The sequence below is a fragment of the Ruegeria sp. genome (assembly GCF_965199275.1).
Taxonomy (GTDB): Bacteria; Pseudomonadota; Alphaproteobacteria; order Rhodobacterales; family Rhodobacteraceae; genus Ruegeria.
In genome coordinates, this window is the sequence record NZ_CBDAQX010000015.1 from 380431 (window position 1) to 393087 (window position 12657).

Sequence of the window (12657 nt, forward strand, 5' to 3'; positions counted from 1 at the left end):
GCCCGCATATCAATTCCCTGCTCTGGTCCCTCCGTGGGGCCGGGCTTCGTACCGTTCAGGAGGAAAGCGTCATGAACGCGCCTAATCGTTCAAATGGTTTTTTCACCCAGTCTTTGTCGGACCGTGATCCTGAGCTATTTGGCTCGATCACGTCCGAACTGGGCCGTCAGCGCGACGAGATCGAGCTGATCGCGTCGGAAAACATCGTCTCTGCCGCCGTGATGGAGGCGCAGGGCTCGGTGATGACTAACAAATACGCCAAAGGCTACCCCGGTCGTCGCTACTATGGCGGCTGCCAGTTCGTCGATATCGCCGAAAACCTGGCCATCGACCGCGCGAAAGAGCTGTTTGGTTGCGGTTTCGCCAACGTGCAGCCGAACTCGGGCAGCCAGGCGAACCAGGGCGTGTTCCAGGCGCTGATCCAGCCCGGCGACACCATTCTGGGCATGAGCCTGGATGCCGGTGGTCACCTCACCCACGGTGCCCGCCCGAACCAATCGGGCAAGTGGTTCAACGCCGTACAATACGGTGTCCGCAAAGAAGACAACATGCTCGACTACGATCAGGTCGAGGCGCTGGCGAAAGAGCATAACCCTAAGCTGATCATCGCAGGCGGCTCGGCCATCCCGCGTCAGATCGACTTTGCCCGCATGCGCGAGATCGCTGACATGGTTGGCGCCTATCTGCACGTGGACATGGCGCATTTCGCCGGTCTTGTGGCCGCAGGCGAGCATCCCAGCCCCTTCCCGCACGCGCATGTCGCGACGACGACAACCCACAAGACCCTGCGTGGGCCTCGTGGGGGTATGATCCTGACCAATGATGAAGATATCGCTAAGAAAGTGAATTCGGCGATCTTCCCCGGCATTCAGGGTGGCCCGCTGATGCATGTCATCGCAGGTAAAGCCGTTGCCTTCGGCGAGGCTCTGCGCCCCGAGTTCAAGACCTATATCAGCCAAGTCATCACCAACGCGCAGGCGCTGTCGGATCAGCTGATCAAGGGCGGTCTGGACACGGTGACCCACGGCACCGACACCCATGTGGTGCTGGTCGACCTGCGCCCCAAAGGTGTGAAGGGCAACGCGACCGAGAAGGCTTTGGGCCGGGCGCATATTACCTGCAACAAGAACGGCGTGCCGTTTGACCCCGAGAAGCCGACCATCACCTCGGGCATCCGTCTGGGTTCCCCAGCCGGCACCACACGCGGCTTCGGCGAGGTCGAGTTCCGCCAGATCGCGGACTGGATCATCGAAGTGGTCGACGGTCTGGCCGCCAATGGCGAAAACGGCAATGCCGAGGTCGAGGCCAAGGTCAAAGCCGAAGTCGCCGACCTCTGTGCCCGCTTCCCTATCTACCCGAACCTTTAAAACCAAGGATTCTTAACCATGAGCTTTCACCCAATCGAACAGGCTCCGGCCCGTCTGAACCGCAGCGAACTGGCTGTTCCGGGTAGCCAGCCCGGCATGTTTGAAAAAGCGGCCAAGTCGGATGTGGATGTGATCTTCCTGGATCTGGAAGACGCCGTCGCGCCCGACGAAAAAGAACAGGCCAGAACGAACATCATCGAGGCCCTGAATGACATCGACTGGGGCAACAAGACCATGTCGGTACGGATCAACGGGCTGGATACTCATTACATGTATCGCGACGTGGTGGATGTGGTCGAACAGGCCGGTCAGCGTCTGGACCTGATAATGATCCCCAAGGTCGGCACCGCCGCGGATGTTTACGCCGTCGACATGCTGGTCACCCAGATCGAGGACGCCAAAGGCTACAAAAAGCGGATCGGGTTCGAACATATCATCGAAACCGCGCTTGACATGCAGAATGTCAGCGAGATTGCTGCCGCATCGAAACGCAACGAAAGTCTGCATTTCGGGGTTGCCGACTATGCGGCCTCGACCCGCGCGCGGACAACCATCATTGGCGGTGTGAATCCGGATTACTCGGTGCTGACCGATGCCGACCCTGAGGGCGGCCGCATGACCCATTGGGGTGATATGTGGCACTACGCGCTGGCGCGTATGGTTGTTGCGGCGCGCGCAAACGGCCTGCGCCCGATCGACGGCCCGTTCGGTGATTTTCAGGACCCCGCTGGCTATCGCGCGGCGGCAAAGCGCGCAGCGGTTCTGGGTTGTGAGGGCAAGTGGGCCATTCACCCCAGCCAGATCGCACTGGCCAATGAGGTCATGTCGCCTTCGGATGCCGAGGTGGACAAGGCCAAGCGGATTCTCGTCGCGATGGCCGATGCAGAGGCGGCAGGCAAGGGCGCTGTCTCGCTGGACGGTCGCCTGATTGACTATGCCTCGATCCGGCAGGCGGAGGTGCTGGTTGAAAAGGCAGGTCAGATCGCTGCCGCGTGATCTGCCAAGCGTTAGACGGAGCGGGCTGTCCCATCGAACGGCCCGTTTCGGTTTTGCGGGCGAAAGGCGCTGATCGGGCGGCCGAATTCACGGGTGAACGACCGCCCCAAGGCCGACGCACAGGAAAACCCGCATCTTAGGGCAATCTGTTCGACACTCAGTCGCGTTTCCTGCGCCAGATAGCGCGCATGTTGCAGACGATAGAGCTTGTAGTATTTGCCAGTCGTCATCCCCAGCTCATCTGCAAACGCGCGGCTGAGGCTGCGCTCGGATAGCGAGACGCGTTCGGCCAGTTCAAAGGTTGTCAGCGGAGTCTCGACGTTTTCGGCAATGACATTCAGGGCGTCCAGCAGTTTCGGCGACCCACGATCCTGCAATTGTTGCGAACCGCGCTTCAGCTCGGATTGGCGGGCAGGGTCGTAGATGAACATGTTCGAGGCATCAAACGCGGCGGCGGGACCGAACAGGTTCTGGATCAGGTCAAGTGTAAGTTCCAGCGCTGTGCTGGCCCCTCCGCAGGTCAGAAACGGGCCGGAATGGACAAACCGGGCGCTGGACACGTTCACTTTGGGAAAACTCTCGCGGAATGCATCAAACTCCTGCCAGTGAATCGTGGCTTGGTGCCCGTCCAGAACCCCGGCTTCGGCCAAAATCCAAGCCGCGGTATCCAGGGCCAGAACGCGCTTGGCAGTCCGAACAGCCTGTCGGATCGCAACTAGAAGCTCTCTATTGATTTGCTGCCGGACGCGGTAACCGGCCACAATGACCAGCGTTCCGGTCGATATTGCTGGGTCGAAGACCCGATTGGGAGAAACTTGTATTTCGCTCGAGCTTTCCACGGGTTCGCCGTTCAGGCTGGTGATCTCCCAACTCGGACTGGCGTAGAGCGCGCGCATCTTTACGTCCCGCAATGGCTCCAGCGCGCTGGCCAGAACCATGTTGGAAAACCCGTCCAGCAACAAGAACTCAAAATGCTCATGAGGGGATGACGACAAAAGTATTCCTCCTGACGAAAAATGTATCGTTTGTTCCGGAGTTTTGAAAGTAGCGTTGCCGCATTCAGTCGCCTGCCAAGGCGCGATTCCTGCTGATCGAAGGACAAAGATATGCCCCTTGCCATGAACCGCGAAGTTTTCATCACCTGTGCCATCACCGGATCGGGTGGGACGCAGGACAAGTCTCCGCATGTGCCGCGCTCGCCCGAGCAGATTGCCAATTCGGCGATTGATGCGGCCAAAGCAGGGGCCGCTGTTGTGCATTGCCACGTACGCGACCCCGAAACCGGCGTGCCCTCGCGCGATCTGGGCTTGTACCGCGAGGTGACAGACCGCATTCGCGATGCTGAGGTCGACGTGGTGCTGAACCTGACGGCTGGTATGGGCGGTGATATTGTGTTCGGCCCGACCGAAAGCCCGTTTCCGGTCAATGAAGCGGCCACTGACATGATCGGCGCGACGGAGCGGATGGCGCATATTGCCGAATGTCTGCCGGAAATCTGCACGCTCGATTGCGGTACAATGAACTTTGCCGAGGCAGACTATGTGATGACCAACACCCCCGGCATGTTGCGGGCGATGGGTCAGATGATGACCGATCTTGGCGTAAAGCCCGAGATCGAAGCCTTCGACACCGGCCACCTATGGTTCGCCAAGCAGTTGGTGAAAGAGGGTATTCTGGAACCCAACGCTCTGGTTCAATTGTGCATGGGTGTGCCGTGGGGTGCCCCCAATGACATCAACACCTTCATGGCGATGGTCAATGCGGTGCCGTCTGATTGGACATGGTCGGCCTTCTCGCTGGGTCGCGATCAGATGCCCTATGCTGCGCAATCGGTTCTGGCGGGTGGCAATGTCCGCGTCGGGCTTGAGGACAACCTGTTTCTGGAAAAAGGCGTTCTAGCCACCAATGCACAACTGGTCGAACGTGCCGTGACGGTGATCGAGAACATGGGCGCCAAGATCATCGGCCCGGACGCCGTGCGCGAGAAACTGGGCCTGACCAAGCGCGCTCCCGTCGCGAAATGAGCAGGCGCGTTCTTGTAACCGCAGGCGCGGCTGGCATCGGCCGCGTCATTGCGGAGCAATTCCTTCAGGATGGATCGCGGGTCGCGGTTTGCGATGCAGACCCCGCAGCTGTTCAGAGCTTTGCCGACGCGCATCCCGGCAGTATCGCCGTGGTGGCCGATGTCACCTCTGAATCCGCTATGGACGCTTTCCTAAGTTCGGTTGAGGACGAATGGGGCGGCATTGATGTGGCCTGCGCCAATGCCGGTACCGGTGGCCCCGCCGGGCCAATCGAAGATCTGGCCTATGACGCGTGGCAGCAATGCCTCGCCACCAACGTGCACGGCGCATATCTGACCTGCCGTTGGGCGGCGCGGGTCATGAAGGCGCAAAAATATGGCCTGATCGTCATGACCTCGTCCACCGCTGGGATCATGGGCTATCCGATGCGGTCCCCATATGCGGCAGCGAAATGGGCCCTGATCGGTCTGACCAAAACCCTGGCGATGGAGCTTGGCCCTTTTGGCATCCGCGTCAACGCGATCTGCCCTGGCGCTGTTGAAGGTGACCGGATGGAGCGCGTTTTGGCCAACGAGGCCGCAGCCCATGGTCAGAGTATTGAGACCATGCGCGCCGCCTATGTGACTGGCGTGTCCATGAAAACATGGGTCACGGCGCAGGACGTGGCGAACAGCATTCATTTCCTTGCCTCGGAGGCGGGGACCAAAATCTCGGGGCAGGTTCTGTCCATTGATGGCCATACGGAGACACTTGCGCCATGACACAAAAAGCAACCATCATCGGCGGCGGCGTGATCGGCGGGGGCTGGGTTGCCCGGTTCCTGCTGAACGGCTGGAACGTTTCGGTCTTTGACCCGGACCCGGAAGCCGAGCGTAAAATCGGCGAAGTGCTAGCCAATGCCCGCCGCGCCTTGCCCGCCCTTTATGACAAGGCGCTACCGGCCGAGGGCACTCTGACCTTTCATGACGATATGGGCGAGGCTTTGGCCGGTGCCGTATGGGTTCAGGAAAGCGTGCCCGAGCGTTTGGACCTCAAGCACAAGATCCACGCGCAGATCGACGAGTTGTCGCCTGCGGATGCGGTGATTGGGTCCTCGACCTCGGGGTTCAAGCCCTCTGAACTGAACGAACACGGCGGTCGCGTCGTCGTCGCGCACCCGTTCAACCCCGTTTACCTGCTGCCGCTGGTCGAGCTGGTGGGGGACGCGAATACTTGCGCCAAGGCGTCAGATATCCTGCGGTCCATCGGGATGTATCCGCTGACCGTCCGCAAAGAGATCGACGCGCATATTGCCGACCGCTTCCTCGAGGCTGTCTGGCGTGAGGCGCTTTGGCTGGTCAAGGATGGCGTCGCCACGACCGAAGAAATCGACGAAGCGATCCGCATGGGGTTCGGCATCCGCTGGGCGCAGATGGGTCTGTTCGAAACCTACCGCGTCGCGGGTGGCGAGGCGGGAATGAAACACTTCATGGCGCAATTCGGCCCGGCGCTGCAATGGCCTTGGACCAAGCTCATGGATGTGCCGGAATTTACCGATGAACTGGTCGACCTGATCGCCGGTCAATCGGATGCGCAATCCGGCCATATGTCGATCCGCGAACTGGAGCGTCTGCGCGATGACAACCTGATCGGGATGATGCGAGCGCTGAAGAAAACCGGCAGCGGGGCAGGCGGCGTTCTGAACGCGCACGAAGCGACGTTGCCTGACCCCGAAGGTGATGATCTGCCGATCACCGTGGATCGTGTCATCCCGCAAAGCTGGACAGACTATAACGGCCACATGAATGAGGCCCACTATATCGAGGTCTCGGCCCAGGCGACGGACAATTTCATGCTGATGATCGACGCGGATGCAGATTATATCGCGGCGGGCAACAGCTACTTCACGGTTGAGAACTTCGTGCAGTACCACGCGGAATTGCATGCGGGGGATCGTCTGACCGTCACAACGCAGGTTCTGCGGGGCGAAGGCAAGAAAATGCACCTGTTCCACCGTCTGCACGGACCGGATGGAGAGGTCGCGGCCACTGTCGAAACCCTGCTGCTGCATATGGATCTGAACGCGCGCAAGACCTCTCTGCCGACCGCGGATGTGGCCGCGAAACTGACCGCTTTCGCCGAAGATCACGCCAAGCTGCCAGCCCCTCAGGGGGCGGGCCGCCATGTGGGGCAACGGGGCTGATAGCAACGCGTGCCGCCTCTGGGTTCATGAATCCGGCGGCGGCATCTACTGGCGGGTCGATCTGCAAAGATCCTGATCCGCCTTTTTTCCGCAAGCCCGGCGGCGTTGTGTTATAATTTCCTCCAATTGTTGTTGTGTTTTGGAGGTAAATTATGATTTTTCGTTTAGTGGCAGCACTTTGTTTGACCTTCGCTTTGTCTACCGCGAATCCCCAGATTGCCAGGGCAGATGCGGGTGACTTCATTGGCGGCGCTGTTGTCGGAGGCGTGGTTGGCTACGCAATCGGCAAAGATCAGCAAAAGAAGAAAGCGCAGCGCTCGACCACCCGGACATATCGGCCAAGCATTCCATCTACTTCGGAAGGGGCGCAGACGCAAACGGCGCTCAACTATTTCGGCTACAATGCCGGACGGGTTGATGGTCAGGTGGGTGGCGGAACGCGGGCTGCAATCCAACGATATCAGGCGTCCATGGGATACCCGGTCAACGGGTATGATTTCCAACCCTATCAGCGCGATTTCCTGATGCAGGCTTATTACTGGGGTACAAGTGGCGGTCAGGCCAGCACTCAGCTCTCTGGTCAGCCATTGTTGATGGCCTATCGTCGGCAAGTTCAAACGGGCACGGCCGTGGCCGCTGCTCCACAACCCGCGCCGCAACCCGTGGCACCTGTGACTGCAACGGCGGCACCTGCCGAACCGGCGCCCGAACCGGAAGCGACCGAAACGGCCACTGCAGCCCTGCCGAGCTTGTTTGCGGGCGGTACAGGTGGCCCGTCGCTGGCCAACCGTTGTAGTGCGGTGATGCTGCAAACCTCGACCAATGGCGGCTACACGACGCTGGCGAACATGTCGGACCCCGATTTCGCCCTGAGCGAGCAGTTCTGTCTGGCGCGCAGCTACGCCATGGCAAGGGGTGAGGATCTGATGGAGGACATTCAGGGCCTGACGCCGGATCAGGTGGCAGCGCAATGCGAAGCCTATGGTGAGATGCTCGCCCCTCAGGTCGTCTCGCTATCGTTGACGTCGAAGGCCGACGCCGAAACGCAGATGCGCAAGCTGGCTCTGGATTCTGGCCTCAGCCCTGAAGACCTTGCCGCGACCAGCAAGGTCTGTCTGGCGATGGGCTACCGTCAGGACAATATGGACAGCGCAGTAGGCTCGGCCTTGATGCTGGTTGCCATGGGTGAACCTGCCTACGGAGAGCTGATTGGCCACCACCTGCGCGAAGGTTTCGGCGTGCAAGAGCGTCGCGATCTGGCGATGCAATGGTATGATGCGAGCCTGTCCGCGCTGGATGCCGGATCTCAGGCCGTGTTCCTGCCATCACAATCGGATCGCCCGGAATTGCTACGTGCGGCGATGACAAAAACACAGTAGGTCTGGCTGACCTATTCCGCGGGCGCATGGATCGCCCGCGGTTTTTTCCAGCGCTTCGATAGCAGGAACTATGATCGGGTGCCGCGCAGACCGGTGCTCTGCGTGACCTGTTCGAAGACTTAGTATCGTAGGGGCTAGTGACAAACCCTTTGGTGCGGGGCAATTCCTATCGCCAAGGGTGTGTCAGCGATCCGCGATCGGTCCCTTGCTTCATTATGCTTGCCTAGGGTTGGTCCACGTTCGAAATTCGCGGGGCGTGCACATGGGTTCGGACGAGTAAGGCCGCGGCTACGCCTGCGATTGCGCCGAACAGATGCGCCTCCCACGAGACGCCGGGCTGGCCGGGCAGAACGCCCCAAAGGATTGATCCGTAAAGCACCCCAACCACCATGGCCACGGCAAGGGTCACGGGCGACCGATCAACCAATCCCCGCGCGACCAGAAAGCCGAACCACCCGAACACCAGCCCGGATGCGCCGATATGGATGGCCGTGTTTCCGAACAGCCAGACCAGCGCTCCGCCCAAAGCGATGATGACGGCGTTCACGACCAATAGCGCCCGTGTTGCCGTTGCCGCCAGCAAAGCCCCCATCAGAATCAGCGGGGGCGTGTTTGAAATGAGATGCGGAAAGCTGGCATGCAGAAGTGGCATGCCAACGATCCCGTCCAACCCGGTGACCTGCCTTGGGATCAGCCCGAATGCGAGGTTCAAGCGGTACCCTATCGCCCAGTTGAGAACTTGAATCGCCCAAAGCACCGCAATGAAGAGCGCCAGGACCTTGAACCGCGAAAAAACAACACGTTTACCGTTTTTATCAATCATCTGAGATAGATAATCCCGGCAGTGAGAACGATCAATACGCCTTGCAGGATGGTCGGATCAGAGTGTGGGCGCTGACGCGCTCAGGTGGCAAAGACCTCGAAATGGATCTGGTTTTCCCCGACCTCTAACGCTTCAAGACCGGATTTCAGGTCGGTCATGAAATCCAACGGACCGCAGAGCAAATACTGAGCGTTGGGACCGGCGTTCAATGCGATCAACTCCTGCGCCGTGATCCGGCCTTTGATGTCAAAATCCGGTCCCGCCACGTCTTGGGCTTCGGGCGCACTGTAGTAGATCCGTTTCCGTGCGGTCGGGCTGGTGGCAATCAGGTTGTCAACTTCGCCGCGCAGCGCGTGAAACCGTCCGTTGCGCGCGGCATGTATGAACCAGACCGGACGGTCAGGGTGCTGTGCCACAGTCTGATGCAACATTGCGATCATCGGGGTCACGCCAACGCCGGCGCTGACGAGGACAAGGGGCGTGTCTCCTGACGGGATCAGGAAATCCCCGGCTGGCGGTTTGCCCTCGATTATGTCGCCCACTTGCACCTTGTCGTGCAGAAACCGGGACGCCGAGCCATTTGGTTCGCGCTTCACAGTGATCCTGTAGTGGTCCTCGGATGGGTTGCCGGACAGGGTATATGTCCGCCGCAGTTTAGTATCATGCGTCGGAACGCTGAGCACAATCGGCAGGTGCTGCCCCGCCTCAAAAGCGGCAAGTGGACCTCCATTTGCAGGTCGCAAGTGAAATGAGGTGATCCCCTCAGCCTCGGCAATCTTATCCGTAACCACCAGCTGTCTCGATGGTGTCGGTTCAGCCGACCATCTCAACGACAGCGCGTTTGGTCGGTCGATCACGGCGTCGACCTGAACGTCGATCATGCGCAGAATATTGGGGTCACGTGCCTCGGCCGGAGCCCAGTCGATCTCGGCTCGCCCGGACAGATGCAGCAGCCCTCCGGTCGCGAAGTCGACGAAGAGCAGCCCGATGCGGGGGTTCTCCAACAGGTTGCCAATCGTGTTGAAGAAGTTGTTGCCGGAATAGTCGGGAATACGCAGACGGTTTGGGCCGACCACGCGGACAAATCCGGGTGTCCCTCCGCGATGAGAGGCATCAAACCCGTTCGACGCCGTCTGTTGCGGACCATGTCGACCGGACCCGATGAACAAGGTATCCGAGGCGCTGATACGGGCCATCTGCGCGGGGTTGAGGTGGTCCGATACCAGCGCCTCTGCCGGTTTATTGCCGGCCACCCGCCGCCAGTCACGTTCATTGATGTACTGAGGGCAGTTGCCGAAGCTCTGACGAATGTCGATAGCAAAACCGGTGTCGGTTGGGCGGGTCCGACCGCTGAACCTATTGCGTCGGCGCGTCGCCAGCTCGATGCCGACAACGCCGATATCAGCCCCTTTTCGCAGGCTTTCTGCCAACGGATCACGCGGGTCGATCACGGTATCAACCGTCAACGTTTGGGCGTCAGGCGAATGAACGAACCCGTCCTCGCCTTCAATGATTGTCGCCCATATGCGGCCTTCTGCATCGCTGGACGCAGCCACCAGAAACGGCTGCGCCTGATAGAAGGCACGATGCTGGTCCGGCAAGTGGTCGCGAATGTACGGAGCGGCCCTGTGGGCTATATCGCCCGCACCCGCCCGCACCTGCGCCGCCAGTTCGCCCGCGTGAAACGGAGTATCCGTGCCAGACATCGTCTTACCTCCTTGGTGTGTGTTTAAAGGCCCAGATCGCTCAGCCCCGGATGGTCGCCCGGGCGACGGCCCAGAGGCCAGTGGAACTTGCGCTCATCCTCTGTGATCGGCAGTTCGTTGATGCTGGCAAACCGGTTGGCCATGTAGCCACTCTCGTCGAATTCCCAATTTTCGTTGCCGTAGGCCCGGAACCAGTTTCCGCTGTCATCTCGGAATTCATAGGCGTATCGCACCGCGATCCGGTTGCCGTCATGGGCCCAGAGCTCCTTGATCAGGCGATAGTCCAGTTCCTTGTTCCACTTGCGGGTCAGAAATGCCTCGATCTCGGCGCGGCCAACAGGGAATTCGGCCCGGTTGCGCCATTGGCTGTCCGGCGTGTAGGCCAGCGCGACCTTGGCCGGGTTACGGTCATTCCAGCCGTCTTCGGCCAGACGGACCTTTTCAATCGCGGTTTCGCGGGTGAAGGGCGGCAGAGGGTGGCGGGGGGCTTCTTGTGTCATTGCACGTCTCCGATGCGGTGTCTGGCGCAAATGTTCAGGCGACGAGGCCCACGGCCGTGGCTGGCATCGGCTCGAATCCGTCCAGCGCCTCGAACCGGGCGATCCATGCCCGCACATTCGGATAGGGGTCGAGCGAGACGTTCCCCTCGGGTGCGTGGGCAGTGTAGGAGTAGGCGGCGACATCTGCGATGGTCGGTCGGTCGCCAACCAGCCAGTCGCGGCCTTCCAATCCCTTTTCAAGTTTTTGCATCGCCTTGGCTGCGGTTGCGGCGGCGAAATCGACGTCCAGAGGTGCACCAAACACCGTGATCAACCGCGCTGCGGCGGATCCGAACGCGATCTCTCCTGCGGCGAGGGTCAGCCAGCGCTGCACCGCAGCTTCGCCCACCGCATCGGTCGGCATCCAATCTGGCGCGTATTGCCGCGCGAGGTATACGAGGATCGCGTTGGAATCCGAGACCACAACATCGCCATCCTCAAGCACCGGGACTTGCCCGTTGGGGTTCATCGCCAGAAACTCGGGCGATTTGTGTTCGCCTGCGACGAGATCGACGAAAACGGCCTCGTGGGCGATACCGGCCAGCTTGGCAAAGACCAAAGCGCGGTGCGCGTGGCCGGATTTCGGGAAGTGGTGGATACGTACTGCGTTCGACATTTGTCAGCTCCTGTCATGCGCGGAATTGCTTCTGCGGCTATAGATACAGCTTGCCATCAGGGGTGATAATGCGCAGTTTCAGGGGATCATTGAGCCCTAGGAGGGCGTAATAACATGGACAAGATCGACCGAATGCGCGCCTTTGCGCTGGTGGCGCAGAATGCCTCGTTCACTTTGGCAGCCCAGCGGCTGGGGCGGTCGTCGCGTCTGGTCAGCAAATACGTGGCCGATCTGGAGGAGGCGCTGGGCGTGCAGCTTCTGAACCGAACTACCCGCAGCGTATCCCTGACCGATGCCGGGGCGACCTACCTGGCGATGTGCGAACCGCTTCTGGATGGGTTTGACGAAATGGAGGAGGCGGTGCGCAATGCGCAGACCTCTTTGCGCGGTGTGATACGGATTTCTGCGCCGACAGGATTTGGCTCTCTACGGCTTGCGCCGTCGCTGGCGGCTTTTGTCGAAACACACTCAGAGGTTGAGATTGATCTCAACCTTTCAGACCGCCGGGTGTCGATCATCGAAGAAGGTCTGGATTTGGCGATCCGGATTGGGCCAACGCGGGACAGTTCCCTCAAGATGCGCCGGTTGGGGCCGATGCCGCTGATTGTGTGCGCGTCTCCGGCCTATCTCGAACGTGCGGGTGTGCCCGCGCATCCAAGCGCCCTTGCCACGCATGAGTGCATTCTGGACGGCAATATGAGCGACCCTGCAGTCTGGCGGTTTGATGTCGATGGCAACGAGGTGGCGGTGCACGTCAATGGTCGCCTTCAGGCCAATGCGCCTGCGGCCTCGGCGCGGCTAGCCGCTGCAGGAGTGGCTGTTGCCAGATGCCCGGCCTACACGGTGGCGGATGCGCTCAGGTCTGGGGAATTGGTCGAGCTATTCGCCGAACACCGCGTCACGCCTTACGTCGTGGCGGCACTTTTCCCGCAAAACCGCAGGCTGACCACGCGGGTCCGCGCGTTGATCGACCATCTGGCAAGCGATGACTTGATCTGCAACGCCGGGGCGTAACGGCTATGCCT

At 60.3% G+C, this 12657-nt stretch carries 12 protein-coding genes; 7 read left to right on the forward strand and 5 right to left on the reverse strand.

Going from position 1 to position 12657, the window contains the following annotated elements; translation table 11 throughout:
* Positions 1-71 precede the first annotated feature (71 nt).
* Both glyA and ACOERD_RS13070 read left to right on the forward strand, forming a co-directional pair.
* Positions 72-1367, forward strand: coding sequence for a serine hydroxymethyltransferase (gene glyA, locus ACOERD_RS13065; protein ID WP_419739306.1), 1296 nt, complete (start codon positions 72-74; stop codon positions 1365-1367).
* Between the two features lie 18 nt (positions 1368-1385).
* Entirely contained in the window at positions 1386-2363 is a 978-nt protein-coding gene (locus ACOERD_RS13070) for an HpcH/HpaI aldolase/citrate lyase family protein (RefSeq protein ID WP_419739307.1), read from the forward strand.
* 11 nt (positions 2364-2374) lie between these two features.
* Here the strand turns inward: ACOERD_RS13070 and ACOERD_RS13075 are convergent, their stop codons facing one another.
* Positions 2375-3358 (reverse strand): GlxA family transcriptional regulator, encoded by a 984-nt coding sequence (locus ACOERD_RS13075; RefSeq protein ID WP_419739308.1) that lies wholly within the window; start codon positions 3356-3358, stop codon positions 2375-2377.
* 111 nt (positions 3359-3469) lie between these two features.
* On the opposite strand from ACOERD_RS13075, the gene ACOERD_RS13080 reads away from it, so the two are divergent.
* The 4 genes from ACOERD_RS13080 to ACOERD_RS13095 all read left to right on the forward strand — a co-directional run bounded on the left by ACOERD_RS13080 (position 3470) and on the right by ACOERD_RS13095 (position 7948).
* Positions 3470-4387 (forward strand): 3-keto-5-aminohexanoate cleavage protein, encoded by a 918-nt coding sequence (locus ACOERD_RS13080; protein ID WP_419739309.1) that lies wholly within the window; start codon positions 3470-3472, stop codon positions 4385-4387.
* Positions 4384-5148, forward strand: coding sequence for an SDR family oxidoreductase (locus ACOERD_RS13085; RefSeq protein ID WP_419739310.1), 765 nt, complete (start codon positions 4384-4386; stop codon positions 5146-5148). Before ACOERD_RS13080 ends, ACOERD_RS13085 begins: the two co-directional genes overlap by 4 nt.
* Positions 5145-6569 (forward strand): carnitine 3-dehydrogenase, encoded by a 1425-nt coding sequence (locus tag ACOERD_RS13090; protein WP_419739311.1) that lies wholly within the window; start codon positions 5145-5147, stop codon positions 6567-6569. The genes ACOERD_RS13085 and ACOERD_RS13090 overlap by 4 nt, the downstream gene beginning before the upstream one ends.
* A gap of 152 nt (positions 6570-6721) precedes the next feature.
* Entirely contained in the window at positions 6722-7948 is a 1227-nt protein-coding gene (locus ACOERD_RS13095; RefSeq protein ID WP_419739312.1) for a peptidoglycan-binding domain-containing protein, read from the forward strand.
* Positions 7949-8171: 223 nt separating this feature from the next.
* Here the strand turns inward: ACOERD_RS13095 and ACOERD_RS13100 are convergent, their stop codons facing one another.
* The 4 genes from ACOERD_RS13100 to ACOERD_RS13115 form a co-directional block, all read right to left on the reverse strand.
* On the reverse strand, positions 8172-8771 hold the full coding sequence (locus tag ACOERD_RS13100; RefSeq protein ID WP_419739313.1) for a rhomboid family intramembrane serine protease: 600 nt from the start codon (positions 8769-8771) through the stop codon (positions 8172-8174).
* 80 nt (positions 8772-8851) lie between these two features.
* Positions 8852-10477: a pyridoxamine 5'-phosphate oxidase family protein gene (locus ACOERD_RS13105; protein ID WP_419739314.1), complete on the reverse strand. Its 1626-nt coding sequence runs from the start codon at positions 10475-10477 to the stop codon at positions 8852-8854.
* A 23-nt stretch (positions 10478-10500) separates the two neighbouring features.
* Complete coding sequence (locus ACOERD_RS13110) at positions 10501-10977, reverse strand: DUF1348 family protein (RefSeq protein ID WP_419739315.1); 477 nt, start codon at positions 10975-10977, stop codon at positions 10501-10503.
* Positions 10978-11011: 34 nt separating this feature from the next.
* Positions 11012-11632: a glutathione S-transferase gene (locus tag ACOERD_RS13115; RefSeq protein ID WP_170554830.1), complete on the reverse strand. Its 621-nt coding sequence runs from the start codon at positions 11630-11632 to the stop codon at positions 11012-11014.
* A 114-nt stretch (positions 11633-11746) separates the two neighbouring features.
* Here ACOERD_RS13115 and ACOERD_RS13120 point away from each other — a divergent pair, with 114 nt between their 5' ends.
* On the forward strand, positions 11747-12646 hold the full coding sequence (locus ACOERD_RS13120; RefSeq protein WP_419739316.1) for a LysR family transcriptional regulator: 900 nt from the start codon (positions 11747-11749) through the stop codon (positions 12644-12646).
* Positions 12647-12657: the final 11 nt, after the last annotated feature.